Source organism: Nocardiopsis sp. NPDC049922, assembly GCF_040660275.1.
Classification (GTDB): domain Bacteria; phylum Actinomycetota; class Actinomycetes; order Streptosporangiales; family Streptosporangiaceae; genus Nocardiopsis.
In genome coordinates this window covers 133,939-151,748 of record NZ_JBFAME010000006.1, presented here as the reverse complement: position 1 = coordinate 151,748, position 17,810 = coordinate 133,939, and the positions used below count along the sequence as shown (strand labels likewise).

Genomic DNA, 17,810 nt, shown 5'->3' with positions numbered 1-17,810 from the left:
GGGGCTCAGACCCCCCAGCGCAGCGCCGGGGTGTTCACGGGTGCGTCCCACAGGGACAGCATCTCGGCGTCCGCCGCGCAGACGGTGATGGAGACGCCCGCCATGTCCAGGCTGGTGACGTAGTCGCCGACCAGGCTCCGGGCGATGGTCGCGCCCTTCTCGGCGAGCACGGCCGCCACCTCGTTGAAGACCACGTACAGCTCGATGAGCGGTGTCGCGCCCAGACCGTTGACCATGACGATCGTCCCCTCGCCGGTGACGGGCGGCAGATCGTCGAGGATGGCGTCCATGCAGGTGGCCACGGTGTCCTTGGCGGAGCGGAACCTCTCGCGTCGCCGGCCGGGCTCGCCGTGGATGCCGACGCCGATCTCGATCTCGTCCTCGCCCAGCTCGAAGCCGGGCCTGCCCGCGGCCGGCGGGGTGCACGCGCTCAGCGCCACGGCGAACGACCTGGTCGCGGCGTTCACCCGTTCCGCCATGTCCACCACCGACGGAAGGTCCGCGCCCCGCTCGGCCAGGGCACCGGCGATCTTCTCGACGAAGACCGTGGCGCCCGTGCCGCGCCGTCCCGCGGTCCGGGCGGAGTCCCGCACCGCGACGTCGTCGTCGACCGTCACGGTCGCCACCGCGATGCCCTCGTCGGCGGCGAGGTCCGCCGCCATCCGGAAGTTGAGGCGGTCTCCGGTGTAGTTCTTCACGACGAACAGCACTCCCGCGCCGCCGTCGACCCGCTCGGCCGCGGCCAGCAGCTGGTCCGGGACGGGGGAGGTGAACACCTCGCCGGGACACGCGGCGTCCAGCATCCCGGGGCCGACGAACCCGCCGTGCAACGGCTCGTGGCCCGAGCCGCCGCCGGAGACGAGGGCCACCTTCCCGGTCGTCGGACCGCCCGCCCGGGTGATCGTCCGTGCCCCGACGTCGACCGACAGGTCCGGATGCGCGGCCGCGACTCCCGCCAGGGCGTCGTCGAGGACGCGCTCCGGTGCGTTGATGAGCTTCTTCACGACGCCGCTCCTTCGGGGACGGGCTCGGACGCCCGCGTCGCGGACGCCGAGGCACGGGCCTTCAGGAGTGTGTGGACGACGCCGGCGGCGATGGCGCCCACCACCTCGGCGCCCAGGTAGACGGGCAGCTGGGACCAGTGGACCGAGCCGCCGAACAGTTCGCCGGTGATCATCGGGCCGAGCGTCCTGGCCGGGTTGATGGAGCTTCCGGTGATGGGCGCCACCGGGATGATGACGGCGAACACCGCGAGTCCGATGGCCAGTCCGGCGAAGCCCCCGGGCGCACGCCGGTCGACGGCGCCGAAGACCACCGCTGCGAGGATGAACGTCCCCACCGCCTCGGCGAGGAAGGCCTGCCCCGCACCGACCTCCGACCCGTAGGCGGCGATGCCGAGGCCGAGGTCGACCGCCTGTCGTCCCAGCACCCCCACGATCGCGAGTGCGCCGACCACGGCCCCGCAGATCTGGGCCGCGACGTACCCGGGAACGTATCGCCAGGGTATGTTCCCGGTGGCGGCCATCGCCAGGGTGATGGCCGGGTTGATGTGGCAGCCCGAGATGTGGCCGATGGCGTAGACCATCCCGATGACGGCCGTGGCGAAGGCCAGCGAGATCACGCCCAGCTGCGCCATGGTGAAGGGGGCGTCGCCGCCGACGATGGCGGTCGCGGGTACGGACCCGACGCCGACGAACACCAACACGGCGGTGCCCAGCATCTCGGCGAGGAGCTTCTGTGGGTGGGAGTTCTCTTCCATGGGACGGCGACCGGTACCGGTGACGGTTCGGACGCTTCACCTCCTCCGCGTGACGCGGACTGCGACAGGGGGACGCGGGGCACGTCCTTCGGGGGACACCCGGCGGCCACAGGGGAACGGAATGATGAACACCTTAACCGTGATGTTCATCATGGATGAACGCTGTTCACGAAATTAAGGCCGTGTTTCCCGCGTGTCAAGGGGTTCGGCGCCAGGACCGACGCGGGTCCGCGGCGGTGCGCTACCGCACGCCGGGGGTGTAGGCGGCCCGGCGCGGGGCTCCCAGGTCACGGGAGAGATTGCGGGCCGTCTCGCGCACGGCCACGGCGAACTCCTGCCGCGTCGCCTCGGCCAGCACGCGCTCCACCGGTCCCACGACGCCGATCGCGCCCACCGCGGCGCCGGAGCGGTCGAAGACCGGCGAGGCGATCCCCGCGTCCCCGATGGCCGACTCCTGCTCCTCGACGGCGTAGCCCGTCGTGGCGGCGTCCCCCAGTTGGCGCTCCAGTTCCTCCCGGGAGGTCACGCTGGCGCCGGTGAGCACCGCGAGCTCCCCCTCCAGCAGGCGCCCCCGCTCGGCCGCGGGCAGTGCCGCGGCGACGGCCTTGCCCAAGGCGCACGTGTTCCACGGAATGCTCGCGCCCACCTCGAGGATCTGCACCGCGCCCTCGGGGCGGAACGCGTGGTGCACGACCAGCACGTGGTCACCCGTGAGGACGCCCACCCACACGGCCTCCCCGGTCCGCTTGGCCAGCGCGTCCGACCAGGTCAACGAGCGCGTCCGGAGTTCGTGTCCATCCAGGTAGGCGTTGCCCAGCTGTACGAGGTTCGGGCCCAGCCGGTACTTCGAGCCGTCTCTGTCCTGCGAGACCAGCCCTTCGGCCTCCAGCGTGCGCAGCAGCGCGTGCACCGTGGGCTTGGCGACGCCCAGTCGGTCGGCGAGTTCGGTCACGCCCAGGCGGGGCCCGCCGGAGGCGAGCTCCCGCAGGATCTGCGCTGCTCTGTGAACGGCCTGGACCATCGAGATCTCCCATTCAGTATTGCTGAACAGCGTTCCGATATCTAACATGACTGTTCATGAACGTACCCGTCGGCATCGTACTCGTGTCCCACAGCGCCGAACTCGCGGCGGGCCTGCGCCTGTTGATGCGGCAGATCGGCTCCGACTCCGTTCCCGTCGCCACCGCGGCCGGCTCCGGTGACGGAGGGATCGGCACCAGCTACGACCTCGTCCTCTCCGCCGTCGAGGACGCCGACCGGGGCCGCGGTGTCCTGGTCCTCCCCGACCTCGGCAGCTCCGTCCTGACCGCCCGCGCCGTCCTGGCCGACCACCCCCGGCGCGACGTCGTCATCGCCGACGCCCCCTTCGTCGAAGGAGCCGTCGCCGCCGTGGTCACCGCCGCGTCCGGTGCCGACCTGAGAACCGTCGCCGACTCCGCGGAGGGGGCCCGCCATGTCCGCAAGCTCTGACGCCCCGTAGCCGCCGCGAGGCGCGCGTGGCGCGCCCCACCGCCCTCCTCGCCCGTCCGGCGGGCCGCCGCGGTGGGGGCGCGAAGAAGAACGGGCTCCGGGGGGAGCCCGCTCGTGACGTCGATCTTTCAGGTGTCGCCCGACCCGGGGTGATGCTGGTGGACCCCGGGCGAACCAACGACGACCCGTGGGGCGAAGCCCCCATCGGGGGTCTGGGGGTGGTTCCCCGGAAGAGACGACGAAGCGACCCGGCAGGCGCGGTCACGCGCGAGCAGGGCCGTCTCGAAGGCGAGTGGACCCTACGCAAGCCAACTACGACCCCCGGGGCGCAGCCCCGCGATGCAAGAAATCGCTGCGCTCACCCCGCCGATCTGCGCGACCTCGGCCGCAGGGGGGTGCCTCGGGGGGTCTCCCCCCGGTAAGCACGACGGACGACCCGGCAGGCGCGGTCACGCGCGAGCAGGGTCGTCCTGAGTCCGTGGGCGATACAGGATTCGAACCTGTGACCTCTACCGTGTCAAGGTAGCGCTCTAACCAACTGAGCTAACCGCCCGTGTGAAGCATGGGAGGTGGAGACGGGATTTGAACCCGTGTAGACGGCTTTGCAGGCCGCTGCCTCGCCTCTCGGCCACTCCACCGAGACACGCGGGGCGCCGTGACGACCCGCGTCTCCTCCGAGCGGACGACGGGATTCGAACCCGCGACCCTCACCTTGGCAAGGTGATGCTCTACCAACTGAGCCACGTCCGCTTGCCGCTCGGCTCGGCCCCGTTCTCCGTGGCCCCCGCCGTGCTGCTGGTAAGAACTCTAGCGGAAAGTCGGCAGACGGCAAATCGGCCCAGCGCGTGGCCGGTGCGCTCCGCCTCGGCCGCGCCCGCATCGCCGTGTGAGCGGTGGTTAACGCTCACGTCATGCCGAGAGGTGAACAATGGAGGGAACCTGCGCGAACGACGGGGAGGCGGCATGGACGGGACCGGGGGCGTCCCCAGCGACGGAGACCCGGGGCACGGCGCACAGCGGTCGTGGCCGGAGGCCAGGGAGGCGGCGCGTCGGCTCGGCCGCGCACTCGCCCTCCCCTCGCGCGAGGTCCCCCTGGAGGAGGCCTTGGGCGCCGTCCTCGGCGACGACGTGCGCGCCCTGGTCGGCCTGCCCGCCTACGACGCGTCCGCCATGGACGGGTTCGCGGTGGCGGGGGAGGGGCCCTGGCGGCTGGTCGGCACCCAGCTGGCCGGGGCGCCGACCGCGCACACGGGGCTGCGTCCCGGCGAGGCCGTCGAGATCGCCACCGGCGCCCACGTGCCCAAGGGCACCGAGGCGGTCCTTCCCTACGAGCGGGCGACGGTCGCGGAGGGCCGTGTCGAGGGCGACGCCGCACCGGGGCGGCACGTGCGTTGGTCGGGCGAGGAGACCGCCCCGGGCGAGACCGTTCTCACCCGGGGAACCGCGGTCACCCCCGCCGCGCTCGGCCTGGCCGCCAGCCTCGGCCACGAGACCCTGCCCGTCCGCCAGCCCCGGGTGGCCGTCATCGTCACCGGTGACGAGATCGCCGACTCCGGGCTGCCCGGGGAGGGCACCGTGCGCGACGCCATCGGGCCGGTGCTGCCGGGGCTCGCACGGTGGGCGGGCGCACGGGTCACGCGGGTGCGCCGCCTGGGCGACGACAGAGAGGCGCTGCGCGCGGCCGTCGCCGGGGAGGACGCCGACGTGGTCGCCGTGTGCGGCTCGTCGTCCAAGGGGCCCGCCGACCACTTCCGCGCGGTCCTGGACGACGTCCGCGCCACGGTGGCGGTGGACGGCGTCTCCTGCCGCCCGGGCCACCCCCAGGTGCTGGCGCACGCCGGCGGCACCGCGTTCGTGGGTCTGCCGGGCAACCCCGGAGCGGCCCTCGTCGCCGCCCTCACACTCCTGGTTCCCCTGGTCAGTGCCATGGCCGAACGCCCGGACCCGAGCGTGGACGCCGCCCGGGCGGTTCTGGGGGGCGACGTCCGCCCGCACCACCGTGACACCCGTCTCGTGCCCGTGCGCGTGGCGGAGGGGCACGCCCGCCCGGTGGGCCACGACCGGCCGGGCAGCCTGCGCGGAGCCGCGCTCGCCGACGCCTACGCCGTGGTGCCCCCGGGCTGGGACGGCTCCGACGTGGAGCTCGTCCACCTGCCGTGAACCCGGACACACGTGGGCCCCGGGGAGGGTTCCCCGGGGCCCACGATCGTGTCGACTATCCGCGCGTCCGCTCCTCGGACCGCTCACGCGGTTCCGGGGCCGACCCGTCGTCGCCGCCCTGCCGCGTCGCCACGGCCGGGGCGGTCTCCTTGCGCAGGAGCACCCACGCCTGGACGGCGGCGGCCAGCACGATCAGCGCGGCGACGGCACTCGTCACGTGCATGCCGCTGGTGAACGCGGTCCGCGCCGCGGCCATGAGGTCGGCGCCGGCCGTGCCGCCCAGGCCGGCGGCGGCGTCGGCCGCCCCTCCCAGGGTCTCGAACGCCCGCTCCATGGCGTGCGCGGGGACGCCCTCGACGCTGGTCAGCGAGGACTGGTAGAACCCGGTCAGCACGCTGCCCAGGACCGCGACGCCGAGCGCGCCGCCCAGTTCGTAGGCCGTCTCGGAGATCGCCGAGGCCGCACCGGCCCGCTGCGGCGGGGCGGCCGACATGATGGCCCCGTTGGTCAGGGTCTCGGCGAACCCGGCGCCGGTGGCGATCAGTCCGAAGCCCACGGCCACGACCGCCACACCGGCCGCCGCGTCGTGCTCGGAGGTGAACACCAGCACCGCGAACCCGGCCGCGGTCACCACGAGGGCCGAACCGATCACCGCCGCCAGGCTCAGCCGACGCGCGGCCCGCACGGCGACGAAGCTCGCCAGCACCGACAGCACCAGCCCCGGCAGCAGCACGTACCCGGCGTGCATCGGCGACACCCCCAGCACCAGCTGGAGGTACTGCGTCAGGAAGAACAACGACGCGACCAGCGAGAACACGATCATCAGGTTCGTGACGACGGCCACGCTGAACACGCGTGACCGGAACAGCTCCACGTCGATCAGCGGGTCCTTCAGGACCAGCTGTCGCCGGACGAACACGGCGCCGAGGACCAGGCCGACCACCAGGGACACGGCCGGAACGACCGCGAGACCCTCCGTGGCCAGCTTCTTGATCCCGTACACGGCGGGCAGCATCGTGGCCATCGACAGCACCACGCTGGGCAGATCCATCCGGCCCGGCCGCGGGTCGCGCGACTCGCGGACCAGGAACGGCACGAGCGCCAGGATCAGCGCCATCACCGGCAGGTTGATGAGGAAGACCGAGCCCCAGAAGAAGTGCTCCAGCAGCCACCCGCCCAGGATCGGGCCGAGCGCGGCGCCGGCCGAGAAGCCCGACGCCCAGATGGCGATGGCCAGCAGCCGCTGCCGCGCGTCGAGGAAGGTGTTGCGCAGCAGGGACAGCGTCGAGGGCATCAGCGACGCGCCCGCGACGCCCAGCAGTGCGCGGGCCACGACGAGCACCTCGGCGTTGGGCGCGAACGCCGCCGCCAGGGACGCGGCGCCGAAGGCCGCGGAGCCGACCAGGAGCAGCCGGCGGCGGCCGACGCGGTCCCCGAGGGACCCCATGGTGATCAGCAGTCCGGCCAGGATGAAGCCGTAGATGTCGATGATCCACAGCAGCTGGCCGGCGCTCGGCCGCAGTTCCTCGCTCAACTGGGGAACCGCGAACCCGAGCACGGTCATGTCGACGGAGATCAGGATGACGGGCAGGACCAGAACGGCGAGCGCGGCCCACTCACGCGGGCCCGCGAGCGCGGGGGCGGCCCCTCGGGGGCCGAGCGTGGGGATGGGGCGGGCGGAACTCATCTTTCCTCGTTACGTCTCGCTGGTGGCGCGCCGCACGGACGTGAGGGCGCGGTGCCGCCGGGCGGGAACGGGATTCCGGGCCGGCGGGGGAGGGTGGTCGACGGGAGGACACACTCCGCGACTCTTGAACCGTCCAGACGGTACAGTACCGTCCAGCCGGTACAGTGTCAATCGTGAACGCATCGAACACCCGCGACCGCATCCTCGACGCCCTCCAGGACATCCTCATCAACGAGGGCTACTCCGCCGTGACCCTGGAGGCGGTCGCCCGCGCCGCCTCGGTCTCCAAGGGCGGGCTGCTCTACCACTTCCCGTCCAAGACCGCCCTGCTCACGGGCCTGATCGACCGGCTGAGCGCGCTGGCCGAGGAGGAGTTTCGCGAGGCCCGGGAGGGCGACGAGGGCGTGGTCCGCGTCTTCCTGCGCACCTCACTGCCGCAGAGCCCGGAGGAGCGCGAGCTGTACTGGGCGGTCATCGCCGCCCTGCGCGGCCAGGAGGACCTGTCCGAGGAGGCCGCGGGCCTCGTCCAGCGCCTCTTCACGCGGTGGGGTGAGCTTCTGCACGAGGAACTCACCGACCCCGTCCTGGCCGAGATCATCCTCCGTGCGGGCGACGGCCTGTACATGGCGGCGATCGCCGGTCTCCCCCAACCCGATCCCGAGCTCCGCCAGCGGATGTTCGACCGGCTGGTCGAGGCCTCCGACAGGGTGCGCCGCCCGCGCTGACCAGCCGCGCGGTCGTGTGTTCGAAGCCCCTGCCCGGGAATGACCACCCACATGGGCCCACCGACCGCCTCCGCGTCGCGACCGTCCCCGGCCCGTGCCGGGGAGGTGACCCTGTGGTGCTGTTCACAGCGCCGCGATCGTGGTTTACTTCCCAGTAACTTCGTGGCCGCCGTCGGGCCCCGCGGTCGTCGGGTGCCCGCCTACCTGGCGAGGTGAAGTGTGCACTACCTCAGTGAGTGGGGTGCGCCAGGTCGACCCGGGCGCCGTGCTTCGCGAGACTGGTCCCACCTCGCCGGAGTGTCCACGGGGTGAGAACACGCAGACGGGAAGGCGGGGAGCCGATGCACAGGCTCACCAACCAGGTACGACCGTACGCCTGGGGTGCGCGAACCGCGATTCCGCGGCTCCTGGGCGCCGAGCCCGACGGCACACCCCAGGCGGAGCTGTGGCTGGGCGCCCACCACGGCGCGCCCAGTACCGTGCACTGCGACGACGGCTCCAGACCCCTGCCGCGCCTGATCGCCGACGACCCCCACCGGGTCCTCGGCCGCGCCACCGCCGAACGCTTCGGCCCCCGCCTCCCCTTCCTCCTCAAGTTCCTGGCCGCCGAGGCGCCCCTGTCCCTCCAGGTGCATCCCGACGCCGAGCGCGCGCGGTCGGGCTTCGCCGCCGAGGAGCGCGCGGGCATCCCCGTCGACGCGCCGCACCGCAACTACCGCGACCCCCACCACAAACCCGAACTCCTCCTGGCCCTGGAGCCGTTCGAGGCCCTGTGCGGCTTCCGCGAACCCGCCGCCGCCCGCGCCGACCTGGCGGGCCTGGACTGCGCGCTCGCCCGCCTCCTGCGCGACGACCTCCGCGCCCCCGACACCCACGAGGCCCTGCGCCGCGCCCTCACCCGCCTGCTCACCCTGCCCGAGGCGGACCGCGAGCGGCTGATCGGCGAGTTCGTCGCCGAGTGGGCCGCGTCCGGCGGCCGCGGCGCCCACGCGCGGGTCCTCACCGATCTGGCCGACCGGTACCCCGGCGACCCCGGCGCCGTGGCGGCCCTGCTGCTCAACCGGATCACCCTCTGGCCCGGTCAGGCGCTCTTCCTGCCCGCCGGGAACATGCACGCCTACCTGCGGGGCACGGCCGTGGAGGTCATGGCCAGCTCGGACAACGTGCTGCGGGCCGGGCTCACCCGCAAGCACGTCGACGCCCCCGAACTGCTCGACGTGGTGGACTTCTCCGTCCTGCCGATCCCCTACGCCCGGCCCCGCCTCCTGGACGGGCGCCGCGAGTTCCGCCCGCCCGCCCCCGAGTTCGCGCTCCACGAGATCGGCCCCGGCCGCGTGGCCGCCCACCTGCCCGGCGAGGGTCCGACCGTGGTCCTCGCGCTGCGGGGCGAGGTGGAACTGGTCGCCGAGGTCGGTCAGGGCGTCACGCTCCAGCGCGGCGAGTCGGTGTTCGTACGGGCCGGCAGCGGGCCGATCAAGGTCGAGGGGCACGGCCACGTCGTCGCCGCCTCCACCGGGAGCCGGGACCGCTGACACCCCGTGCGGCCCGTCCGTCACGGGACACCCGCCACGCGGCACTCGCGCGCGCCGATACCCTGGGCCTTTCTGTTCACTTTCACTGTGACGACACGAGGGGTACCACCATGGCGCTTGAGCGTCCGGAGATCGACATGCCCGACGGCCCGCCGCCCGCGGAGCTGGAGATCACCGACATCACCATCGGGGAGGGCGCGCAGGCCGGTCACGGCAGCAACGTCGACGTCCACTACGTCGGCGTCGCCCACTCCACGGGCGAGGAGTTCGACGCCAGCTGGAACCGCGGCCAGACGCTGGGCTTCAGGCTCGGCGCCGGTCGGGTCATCCCCGGCTGGGAGCAGGGTGTGCTCGGCATGCGCGAGGGCGGCCGCCGCAAGCTGGTCATCCCGCCGCACCTGGCCTACGGCTCCAGCGGCGTGGGCCCCATCAAGCCGAACGAGACGCTGATCTTCGTCGTCGACCTGGTGGCCGTCAAGTAGGACGCCGGGTTCGGATCGCCGCGCCCGCGCGGTGACCGGACCCGCCGACGGGGCCCGGACCGCGCGTGGAGGCGCGCCCCGGGCCCCGTCCCGTTCCCGCGCCTACCCCAGGGTCGCGCCCACCGTGACGTGGCCCTTGAGCAGGTCGCGGGCGATCGTGCGGCGCTGGATCTCGTCGGTGCCCTCGAAGATCCGCAGCAGCCGCAGGTCGCGGTACCAGCGTTCGATCGGCAGCTCGCGCGTGTAGCCCATGCCGCCGTGGATCTGTAGGACGCGGTCGACGATCTCGTTGGCCTTCACACCGCCGAAGAGCTTGGCGACGGACTGCGCGTGCCGTGCGTCGCGGCCCGCGGAGACCTGCCAGGCGGCGTGCAGGACGAGCAGCCGCAGCGCCTCGATCTCGGTCTGGGAGTCGGCGATCATCCACTGGATCGCCTGCCGGTCGGCGAGGGGCGCGCCGAAGGTCTCCCGGGTCCTGGCGTGGTCGATCGCCATGGTCAGCAGGCGTTCGCAGCCGCCCAGGGCGCGGGCGGGCAGCAGGTAGCGGCCCTTGCCGATCCACTGCATCGCCAACGCGAAGCCGTGCCCCTCCTCGCCGAGGACGTTCGCGTGCGGGACACGCACGTCCTGGAAGACCAGGGCGGCGGGACGGCGCTCGCCCATGGTGTCGATGGGCTCGGAGGTCCAGCCCATGTCGCGGTCGACGAGGAAGCAGGTCACCCCGCCGTCCGCGCCCCTGTCGGGGTCGGTGACGGCGAAGACCATCGCGAAGTCGGCCTCGTCGCCGCCGGTGATGAAGGTCTTCTCGCCGTTGATCACCCAGGTGTCGCCGTCGCGGACCGCGCGGGCGCGGATGGCCTTGGCGTCCGACCCCGCGCCCGGCTCGGTGATGGCGAAGCAGGACCGGCGCTCACCCTCGATCGTGGGGAGCAGGTAGCGCTGTCTCTGCTCGTCGTCGGCGTGGTACAGGATGTTGTCCGCCTCGCCGCCGAAGCGGAACGAGACGAAGGAGCGGCCCAGCTCGATCTCGATGATCGCGGCCGTGACCGGGTCCAGTCCCATCCCTCCGTACTCCACGGGGGTCTCCACGCCCCAGAAGTCGGACGCGCGGGCCAGCGCACGCAGGCCGTCGCGTTCCTCCGCGGTGAGGCCGGGGACGTGCCCCTCGCGCTCACGGCGCAGGACCTCGTTCTCCAGGGGCATGAGTTCCCGCTCCACGAAGGTCCTGACCCAGTCGCGGACGGCACGCTGTTCGTCGCTCAGTGAGAAGTCGATCACGGCCTGCTCCCCATAACCTAACGGTGTTCGGTTATGGGGAGCGTACGACCATTCCCGCCCGGTGTGCAAGGGGTCGTACCGCCACTGTTCGCCCGGGGGGCGTGCGATGATCGGGCAGCGGCGGGCGGAGCGTCCGTCGCGGGAGTGAGGAAGGGGAGCCGTCCGTGGCCCGACCCAAGACGCCGATCCTGAGCAGGGGGGCCATCCGCGCCGCCGCCCTGGCCCTCATCGACCGGGAGGGGCTGGAGGGGCTGTCCATGCGCAAGCTCGCCGAGGAGCTCGACGTGCGGGCCGCGTCCCTGTACAGCCACTACCGGACCAAGGAGGAGCTGCTCGGCGAGGTGGCCGACGACGTGGTCTCCGGGATCGACGTCTCCGGCTTCGAGAAGGAGGACTGGCGCGCGGGGATCACCACGTGGGCCCGTTCCTACCGCGCCGCCCTCGCCGCGCACCCCAACCTGGTGCCGGTGATCGCCGCCGGTCCCGGGCGCCGTGAGGAGGCGCTGCGCCGGGCGGACGCGGTCCACGGGGGGCTCGTGCGCGCGGGCTGGCCGCCGCGCTACGCCACGATGATCGGCGCCTCGACCAAGTACCTCGTGGTGGGCGCCGCCACGCAGTCCTTCGCGCGCGGATTCGACGCCGACGTGCGGGTGTACCGCGACCGCTACCCGAACCTGTCCCAGGCGCACCGCCTCCCGGACCACGCGGCCGAGATCGACGAGGCGAGCTTCGAGCTGGCGCTGTCCGCGTTCCTCGACGGCCTCACCCCCCTCTTCGGGCGCGTCCGCGTGCGGGCCTGAGGGGCGCCCCGGACACGCGACGGCGCCGGGCGACCGGTGCCCGCGCCCCGCCCGTTGGTAGCGTGGGCGCGGACACCCCCCCGCCGACAGGGGCGGGGGACCGTCGTCGTCGAGGGGGACCCATGGCAGGGAAGCGTGTCGTCTGGTCCAAGAAGCTGCCCGAGGTGTACGGCAAGCTCGACGAGGTCGACAAGGTGGTCGGCGAGCACGTCGACCTCACCCTGCTGGAGCTGCTGAAGCTGCGCTCCTCGATCCTCAACGGCTGCGCGTTCTGCGTCGACCTGCACACGCAAAGGGCGCTCGACGCGGGGGAGACCCACCAGCGGCTCTTCCAGGTGTCCACCTGGCACGAGGCCGGAGCGGTCTTCACCGACGCCGAGCGCGCGGTCCTGGCCCTGACCGACGAGATGACGCGCATGGGCGAGGGCGGTGTGTCCGACGCCGCCTACGACGCCGTGGCCGAGCACTTCTCCGACGAACAGGTCGCCGCGCTCATGACGGCCATCGCGATGATCAACCTCTACAACCGTCTGGCGGTCACCAGCGGCCTGCACCCGCGCAAGCGTTGAGCCGCGGGTGGACACCCCCTCGCGGAGCGCCCGCGCCCGTGTGACAGTGGGACCGACGAAGTCGGTTCCCCTCCCGGCGTCGCCGGGACGACCTCCGGGAGTGCCGCATGACCTCCGACGTGGCCGGTGACACCCAGACGATCTGCTCCCTCCTCCAGCGCAACGCCCACGACCATCACCACCTCCCCGCCCTGTCCTGGCGCGACCCCGGTACCTCGGACTGGTCGACCCTGACCTGGTCGGGGGTCCGCGACCGCGTCGCCGCCCTCGCCGGGCGCCTGGCCGCCCTCGGCGTCGAACCCGGCGACCACGTCCTGCTCATGATGGGCAACCGCCCCGAACACTGGCTCTGCGACCTCGCCCTGGCCCACCTCGGCGCCGTCACCACCAGCGTCTACGACACCTCCGCCGCCAACCAGACCGCCTACATCGCCCGCCACTGCGGCGCCCGGCTCGCCGTGGTCGGCGACGCCGCCACCGCCGCGACCGCGTGGGAGGGGCTGCTGGCGGCCGACGACGCCCCGCTCGCGCGGCTCGTCGTCGTGGACGGCGCCGACCCCGACCGGGGCCACACCCCGCTCACCGACCCCTCCGCCGCGCCGGTGCCGGACGCCGTCGATCGCTGGCGCGACCTGACCCCCGACCACCTGCTGACCGTCATGTACACCTCCGGGACCACCGGCGACCCCAAGGGCGTCGCCGTGACCCACCGCTGCGTCCTCGCCAACGCGACGGCCCTGGACGGGATCGTCGACACGCCCGAACACGCCGCCCACATCTGCTACCTGCCACTCGCGCACATCGCCGAGCGGATGCTCGGGCTGTACCTGCCCCTGTTGCGCGCCTCCCACGTGTGGATGTGCGAGGACCCGGCGACCCTGCCCGCCGTCCTCCGGAAGGTGCGCCCGACCCAGTTCTTCGGGGTGCCGCGCGTGTGGGAGAAGCTGACCTCGGCGATCCGCGCCGGCCTGTCCCGGCTGCCGGACGAGCGCCGCGCGGCCGTGGAGAGGGCGCGGGCCGTGGCCGCCGAGCACGCGGCCCACCTCGAACGGGGCGGGAAGGTCCCCGCCGACCTGGGTGAACGCTTCGAGCGGGTGCGCTCCCGGGTCCTGGCACCGATCCTCGCCCAGGTGGGCCTGGACCGCCTGACCTGGGCGTCGTGCGCCTCCGCCCCGATGCCCGTCGAGGTGCTGCGCTTCTGGGCGGGGCTGGGGGTGTGCGTCATGGACGCCTGGGGGCTGACCGAGACCACGGGCGTCGCCACCGTCAACAGCTTCCGCACCGGCTTCCGGGTGGGGTCGGTCGGCCGCCCGGTCCCCGGGACGCGGATCCGGCTCGGCGCGGACGGCGAGGTGTTCGTCCGGGGGGACTCCCTCTTCCGCGGCTACCTCGGCGCGGACGGAGACGTCGTCCCGGCCACGGACGGGGACGGGTGGTTCGCCACGGGCGACGTCGGCGCTCTGGACCAGGACGGGTACCTGTGGATCACCGACCGCAAGAAGGAGCTGATCATCACCTCCGGCGGCAAGAACGTGTCGCCCGCCCTGGTGGAGAACGCCCTCAAGGAGCACCCCCTGGTCGGGCAGGCGCTCGCGTACGGAGACGGCCGCCCCTACCTGGTCGCCCTGCTCGTCCTGGACGCGGAGACCGCCCCGGCCTGGGCGGAGGCGCACGGGATCGACACCGGGGGCGGTGTGCGCGCGCTGGCCGGGCGTCCGGAGGTGGTCGCGGAGGCGGCGCGCGCGGTCGAGGCGGCCAACGAACGGCTCAGCCGTCCCGAGCGGGTCCGGCGCCACCTGCTGCTGGCGGAGGAGTGGGCTCCGCAGACGGGGGAGCTGACCCCGACCCTCAAACTCCGGCGCCGGGTGGTGGTCGCGCGCCACCGCGACGCGCTGGACCGGCTCTACGGCGACTGACGCCCGTCCGCACGCGCCCGCCGACCGCCCCCTACACGCGCGACGGCCCGCCCGCGCTCGTACGCGGGCGGGCGGAGGGTGCTCGGTCAGCCGGTGGTCTGCTCGCGGCCGCTGGCCTTCTCGGCCGACCCCTGCGCCGCCTTCGCGCCGCGCGGGGCCTCGTGCGCGGCCTGGTAGCCGCTGCGGTAGGCGGCCTCCTGCCGCTCGTGCTCCATCATCTCGCGCTCGGACGGCCAACCGGCGGTCATGCCGTAGATCACCAGCACGTTGACGGCGATCGCGATGATCGACCACATCGGCATGGCGACGAGGAAGACCAGCTGGGCGAGGATGTTCAGCGAGGCGAGGACGACGCCGAACACCCGGGCCCAGGTGCTGCCCGACAGCACGGCGAGGCCGGCGACGACGAGGACGGCGCCCCACAGCGCGAGGAGGGCGCCCCAGGCCCCGTACTCCCACACGAGCATGCCGGCTTCCGTGACCGCGTAGAAACCGGGGGTCATGAGCGCGACCACGCCCTGCACGATGTTGACGGCGCCGATGACGATCATGAGTGTCGCGACGAAGAACTGCCAGCCGTTGGCGGATGTCGTCCGCATGGCGTGCTCCTAACCGGCCGTGCCGGGCGGATGTCGGGCCCCGGGCACGGCTCAACGGGTGTCACAGCCGGGCGCGCACGACGCGTGCCCCCGATCATCATCGGACAGGGTCGGTCACGGGGACTCCCGCGTCCGTCACCGATCCGGCAAAGTCGCTCCGGCCGCGTCCCCGGTGGTCGCGGCCCGCGGACGTTCCGTCCCGTCCCGGCTCAGGCGAACGCGTCGACCCCCGTCAGCTCGGCGGAGAAGGCCCAGAGCCGCTCGGCCTGCCCGGGGTCGAGAGCGTGGTCCCTCACCCCGGGGCGGGTGTCGTCGGTCCCGGCGGGCACCGAGACGTCGCAGTCCTCGCAGTACGCGCCGCCCATCCCGGCCAGCTTCGGCGAGGTGGCCGCCCACACCTGGGTGGCGGCGCCCTGTTCGGGGGTCTTGAACACGGGATCGACCGTGTTCCCCTCCTCGTCGACCCACCCGGCCGCGACCATCTCCTCCGTGGTCATGTGCCGCTGCAGCGGCGTGATGATCGCCCCCGGGTGCAGGGAGAAGGCCCGGACCCCGGAGGGCGCGCCCAGCCGGTCGAGCTGGACGGCGAAGAGCACGTTGGCCGTCTTGGCCTGGCCGTAGGCCTTCCAGCGGTCGTAGCCCCGCGCGAACCAGGGGTCGTCCCAGCGGATCGGCGAGGTGTGGTGGCCGGCCGAGGACACCGACACGACCCGGCCGCCGCCGTCGGCGAGGGCGGGCCACAGGCGGTTGGCGAGGGCGAAGTGTCCGAGGTGGTTGACGGCGAACTGGTACTCCCAGCCCGGTCCGGCCGTCCACTGGGGACAGGCCATGACACCGGCGTTGGCGATGAGGACGTCGATGGCGCGGCCGGTGGCCAGGAACCGGTCGGAGAAGGCGCGCACGCTCTCCAGGTCGGCCAGGTCCAGGGCGTCGACCTCGACGCCGTCGATCCCCTCCACCGCCGCCTGGGCGGACTCCGGCCTGCGGGCGGGCACCACGACCCGGGCGCCCGCCCCGGCCAGCGCCCTGGTCGTCTCCAGTCCGATGCCGGAGTACCCGCCGGTCACCACGGCGGTCCGGCCGGAGAGGTCGATTCCCTCCAGCACCTCCTCCGCCGTGCTGCGCGCGCCGAACCCGGATCCGATCGTCTGCTGTGGTGTCGTCATGCCGAGAACGGTAGGACCTGGAGTGCGCTCCAGGTCAAGGCGTACCGACCGACCCGCGCCGCCGCGGCTGGGCGTACCATCGTCCGAGCGTGTGTGGCGTCGGCGCCACCCAAGGGGAACTCGGAGGCCAGGCGTGGGGGAGGCGCGGGAGGGGCGGGGGCGGTCGCGTCCCTCCCCCACCGGCAGGAGACTGGCCACCAGGATGAACCGGCGCCTCCAGGGGTTGTCCGGCTGGGCGAAGCCGCCCCAGCTGACCGCGGGGGCGTTCGCCCTGGCCATCCTGGTCGGCACGGCCCTGCTGTCGCTGCCGATCGCCACGCAGACGGGGGAGGCGACCCCGTTCGTCGAAGCGCTGTTCACGGCGACGTCGGCGGTCTGCGTGACGGGGCTGGTGGTCGTCGACACCTCCGGACACTGGTCCACGTTCGGCGAGGTCGTGATCCTCGCGCTGATCCAGGTCGGCGGTTTCGGCATCATGGCGCTGGCCACGGTGCTGACGCTGGTGGTCGGCCGGAAACTGGGTCTGCGCATGGCCGTGCGCACCCGGTCGGAGGCCAAGGCCCTGACCCTGGGCGACGTGCGGCAGCTGACGACGGGCATCCTCCTGGTGACGGTCGTGGCCGAGGCGATTCTCGCCGCCGCCCTCACGGCGCGCTGGTGGCTCGGCTACGGGGAGTCCCTGGGCCACGCCGCCTACCTCGGGGTCTTCCACTCGGTGTCGTCCTTCAACAACGCCGGGTTCGCCCTGTTCTCCGACAGCCTGGAGGGGTACGCGGTCGACCCGTGGATCTGCGTGCCCGTGGCGCTCGCGGTCGTCGCGGGCGGTCTGGGCTTCCCCGTCTGGCTGGAGCTGTGGCGTTTCTCCCGTCGCGCGGGGGAGCCGTCGCGGTGGGTGTGGTCGCTGCACGCCAGGATCACGCTGACCACCACCGCCGTGCTCCTGGCGGTCGGGTTCGTCTCCTTCCTCGCCCTGGAGTGGCGCAACCCGGCGACCATGGGCGGGCTCGATCCGCCGGCGAAGCTGCTCGCGGCGTTCTTCCAGGCGGTCATGCCCCGCACGGCCGGGTTCAACAGCCTCCCCTTCGGTGCGATGAACACCTCGACCCTGCTGGTCACCGACGTCCTGATGTTCATCGGGGGCGGCAGCGCCGGAACCGCGGGGGGCATCAAGGTGACCACCTTCGCGCTGCTGGCCTTCGTGGTCTACACCAACGTGCGCGGGGAGCCGAGCGTGCACGTGGCCGGGCGCCGACTGGGCGCGGGCGTCGCCGAGCAGGCCATCACGGTGGTGCTGCTCTCCCTCGGGTTGGTCATGACCTCCACCCTGGCGCTGATGATCCTCACCCCGTTCACGCTGGACCAGATCCTGTTCGAGGTGACGTCGGCGTTCGGCACGGTCGGGCTGTCCACGGGCATCACGGCGGAGCTGCCGCCGGCGGGCGAGATGCTGCTCGTGCTGCTCATGTTCGCGGGCCGCATCGGTCCGATCACGCTCGCCTCGGCCCTGGCGCTGCGCCGTCACCCGCGTCGCTACGATCTCCCCGAGGAGCGCCCGATCGTCGGCTAGGCGGGTCGTCCCGGGTTGTCCACAGGGCGCGTACCGGCTCCGTTGACCCCCATACCTTCCGGTCGGTATTTTTCCTTCCGGTGCGGCCCAGCCCGTGCCG

General features: G+C 73.1%; 16 protein-coding genes and 3 tRNA genes. 9 read left to right on the top strand and 10 right to left on the bottom strand.

Going from position 1 to position 17,810, the window contains the following annotated elements; all coding sequences use genetic code 11:
• Window positions 1-5: 5 nt before the first annotated feature.
• The 3 genes from dhaK to AB0I72_RS13520 all read right to left on the bottom strand — a co-directional run bounded on the left by dhaK (window position 6) and on the right by AB0I72_RS13520 (window position 2,780).
• Window positions 6-1,004: a dihydroxyacetone kinase subunit DhaK gene (gene dhaK, locus AB0I72_RS13530; RefSeq protein ID WP_358567031.1), complete on the bottom strand. Its 999-nt coding sequence runs from the start codon at window positions 1,002-1,004 to the stop codon at window positions 6-8.
• A complete protein-coding gene (locus AB0I72_RS13525; protein WP_358567028.1) occupies window positions 1,001-1,759 on the bottom strand; it encodes an MIP/aquaporin family protein in 759 nt (252 codons plus the stop codon). Before AB0I72_RS13525 ends, dhaK begins: the two co-directional genes overlap by 4 nt.
• A gap of 241 nt (window positions 1,760-2,000) precedes the next feature.
• Window positions 2,001-2,780: an IclR family transcriptional regulator gene (locus AB0I72_RS13520; protein ID WP_358567025.1), complete on the bottom strand. Its 780-nt coding sequence runs from the start codon at window positions 2,778-2,780 to the stop codon at window positions 2,001-2,003.
• A gap of 56 nt (window positions 2,781-2,836) precedes the next feature.
• Here AB0I72_RS13520 and dhaM point away from each other — a divergent pair, with 56 nt between their 5' ends.
• Window positions 2,837-3,229, top strand: a complete 393-nt coding sequence (gene dhaM / locus AB0I72_RS13515; RefSeq protein ID WP_358567022.1) for a dihydroxyacetone kinase phosphoryl donor subunit DhaM — start codon at window positions 2,837-2,839, stop codon at window positions 3,227-3,229.
• A gap of 479 nt (window positions 3,230-3,708) precedes the next feature.
• Here the strand turns inward: dhaM and AB0I72_RS13510 are convergent.
• From AB0I72_RS13510 to AB0I72_RS13500, 3 genes are all read right to left on the bottom strand, one after another.
• Window positions 3,709-3,782 (bottom strand) — tRNA-Val (locus AB0I72_RS13510).
• 14 nt (window positions 3,783-3,796) lie between these two features.
• A tRNA-Cys gene (locus AB0I72_RS13505) sits at window positions 3,797-3,867 on the bottom strand.
• 39 nt (window positions 3,868-3,906) lie between these two features.
• Window positions 3,907-3,979, bottom strand: a tRNA-Gly gene (locus AB0I72_RS13500).
• 213 nt (window positions 3,980-4,192) lie between these two features.
• On the opposite strand from AB0I72_RS13500, the gene AB0I72_RS13495 reads away from it, so the two are divergent.
• Window positions 4,193-5,389, top strand: a complete 1,197-nt coding sequence (locus tag AB0I72_RS13495; RefSeq protein WP_358567019.1) for a molybdopterin molybdotransferase MoeA — start codon at window positions 4,193-4,195, stop codon at window positions 5,387-5,389.
• Between the two features lie 55 nt (window positions 5,390-5,444).
• On the opposite strand, the gene AB0I72_RS13490 is transcribed toward AB0I72_RS13495, so the two are convergent.
• Window positions 5,445-7,076, bottom strand: coding sequence for an MFS transporter (locus AB0I72_RS13490; protein WP_358567017.1), 1,632 nt, complete (start codon window positions 7,074-7,076; stop codon window positions 5,445-5,447).
• A gap of 173 nt (window positions 7,077-7,249) precedes the next feature.
• On the opposite strand from AB0I72_RS13490, the gene AB0I72_RS13485 reads away from it, so the two are divergent.
• The 3 genes from AB0I72_RS13485 to AB0I72_RS13475 all read left to right on the top strand — a co-directional run bounded on the left by AB0I72_RS13485 (window position 7,250) and on the right by AB0I72_RS13475 (window position 9,815).
• Complete coding sequence (locus tag AB0I72_RS13485) at window positions 7,250-7,801, top strand: TetR/AcrR family transcriptional regulator (protein ID WP_358567014.1); 552 nt, start codon at window positions 7,250-7,252, stop codon at window positions 7,799-7,801.
• A gap of 341 nt (window positions 7,802-8,142) precedes the next feature.
• Window positions 8,143-9,333, top strand: coding sequence for a mannose-6-phosphate isomerase, class I (manA, locus tag AB0I72_RS13480; RefSeq protein ID WP_358567011.1), 1,191 nt, complete (start codon window positions 8,143-8,145; stop codon window positions 9,331-9,333).
• A 110-nt stretch (window positions 9,334-9,443) separates the two neighbouring features.
• On the top strand, window positions 9,444-9,815 hold the full coding sequence (locus AB0I72_RS13475; protein WP_358567009.1) for an FKBP-type peptidyl-prolyl cis-trans isomerase: 372 nt from the start codon (window positions 9,444-9,446) through the stop codon (window positions 9,813-9,815).
• A 102-nt stretch (window positions 9,816-9,917) separates the two neighbouring features.
• Here AB0I72_RS13475 and AB0I72_RS13470 read toward each other — a convergent pair whose 3' ends face one another.
• Window positions 9,918-11,093: an acyl-CoA dehydrogenase family protein gene (locus AB0I72_RS13470; RefSeq protein ID WP_358567006.1), complete on the bottom strand. Its 1,176-nt coding sequence runs from the start codon at window positions 11,091-11,093 to the stop codon at window positions 9,918-9,920.
• Between the two features lie 164 nt (window positions 11,094-11,257).
• Between AB0I72_RS13470 and AB0I72_RS13465 the strand changes: the two genes are divergently transcribed.
• The 3 genes from AB0I72_RS13465 to AB0I72_RS13455 all read left to right on the top strand — a co-directional run bounded on the left by AB0I72_RS13465 (window position 11,258) and on the right by AB0I72_RS13455 (window position 14,378).
• Complete coding sequence (locus AB0I72_RS13465; RefSeq protein WP_358567003.1) at window positions 11,258-11,893, top strand: TetR/AcrR family transcriptional regulator C-terminal domain-containing protein; 636 nt, start codon at window positions 11,258-11,260, stop codon at window positions 11,891-11,893.
• 122 nt (window positions 11,894-12,015) lie between these two features.
• On the top strand, window positions 12,016-12,462 hold the full coding sequence (locus AB0I72_RS13460; protein WP_358567000.1) for a carboxymuconolactone decarboxylase family protein: 447 nt from the start codon (window positions 12,016-12,018) through the stop codon (window positions 12,460-12,462).
• A gap of 107 nt (window positions 12,463-12,569) precedes the next feature.
• Window positions 12,570-14,378, top strand: a complete 1,809-nt coding sequence (locus AB0I72_RS13455) for an AMP-binding protein (protein ID WP_358566997.1) — start codon at window positions 12,570-12,572, stop codon at window positions 14,376-14,378.
• Window positions 14,379-14,464: 86 nt separating this feature from the next.
• On the opposite strand, the gene AB0I72_RS13450 is transcribed toward AB0I72_RS13455, so the two are convergent.
• Together AB0I72_RS13450 and AB0I72_RS13445 are read right to left on the bottom strand one after the other, a co-directional pair.
• Window positions 14,465-14,977 (bottom strand): hypothetical protein, encoded by a 513-nt coding sequence (locus tag AB0I72_RS13450; protein WP_358566994.1) that lies wholly within the window; start codon window positions 14,975-14,977, stop codon window positions 14,465-14,467.
• 209 nt (window positions 14,978-15,186) lie between these two features.
• On the bottom strand, window positions 15,187-16,143 hold the full coding sequence (locus tag AB0I72_RS13445) for an SDR family NAD(P)-dependent oxidoreductase (RefSeq protein ID WP_358566991.1): 957 nt from the start codon (window positions 16,141-16,143) through the stop codon (window positions 15,187-15,189).
• Window positions 16,144-16,345: 202 nt separating this feature from the next.
• Between AB0I72_RS13445 and AB0I72_RS13440 the strand changes: the two genes are divergently transcribed.
• On the top strand, window positions 16,346-17,710 hold the full coding sequence (locus AB0I72_RS13440; RefSeq protein ID WP_358566988.1) for a potassium transporter TrkG: 1,365 nt from the start codon (window positions 16,346-16,348) through the stop codon (window positions 17,708-17,710).
• Window positions 17,711-17,810 lie beyond the last annotated feature (100 nt).

Coding starts and splice junctions, on each gene's coding strand:
- AB0I72_RS13450 (WP_358566994.1), bottom strand. CDS start 14,977: ATGCGGACGACATCCGCCAACGGCTGGCAGTTCTTCGTCGCGACACTC.
- AB0I72_RS13455 (WP_358566997.1), top strand. CDS start 12,570: ATGACCTCCGACGTGGCCGGTGACACCCAGACGATCTGCTCCCTCCTC.
- AB0I72_RS13490 (WP_358567017.1), bottom strand. CDS start 7,076: ATGAGTTCCGCCCGCCCCATCCCCACGCTCGGCCCCCGAGGGGCCGCC.
- AB0I72_RS13460 (WP_358567000.1), top strand. CDS start 12,016: ATGGCAGGGAAGCGTGTCGTCTGGTCCAAGAAGCTGCCCGAGGTGTAC.
- dhaM (WP_358567022.1), top strand. CDS start 2,837: ATGAACGTACCCGTCGGCATCGTACTCGTGTCCCACAGCGCCGAACTC.
- AB0I72_RS13440 (WP_358566988.1), top strand. CDS start 16,346: ATGAACCGGCGCCTCCAGGGGTTGTCCGGCTGGGCGAAGCCGCCCCAG.
- AB0I72_RS13445 (WP_358566991.1), bottom strand. CDS start 16,143: ATGACGACACCACAGCAGACGATCGGATCCGGGTTCGGCGCGCGCAGC.
- manA (WP_358567011.1), top strand. CDS start 8,143: ATGCACAGGCTCACCAACCAGGTACGACCGTACGCCTGGGGTGCGCGA.
- AB0I72_RS13520 (WP_358567025.1), bottom strand. CDS start 2,780: ATGGTCCAGGCCGTTCACAGAGCAGCGCAGATCCTGCGGGAGCTCGCC.
- AB0I72_RS13475 (WP_358567009.1), top strand. CDS start 9,444: ATGGCGCTTGAGCGTCCGGAGATCGACATGCCCGACGGCCCGCCGCCC.
- AB0I72_RS13525 (WP_358567028.1), bottom strand. CDS start 1,759: ATGGAAGAGAACTCCCACCCACAGAAGCTCCTCGCCGAGATGCTGGGC.
- AB0I72_RS13495 (WP_358567019.1), top strand. CDS start 4,193: ATGGACGGGACCGGGGGCGTCCCCAGCGACGGAGACCCGGGGCACGGC.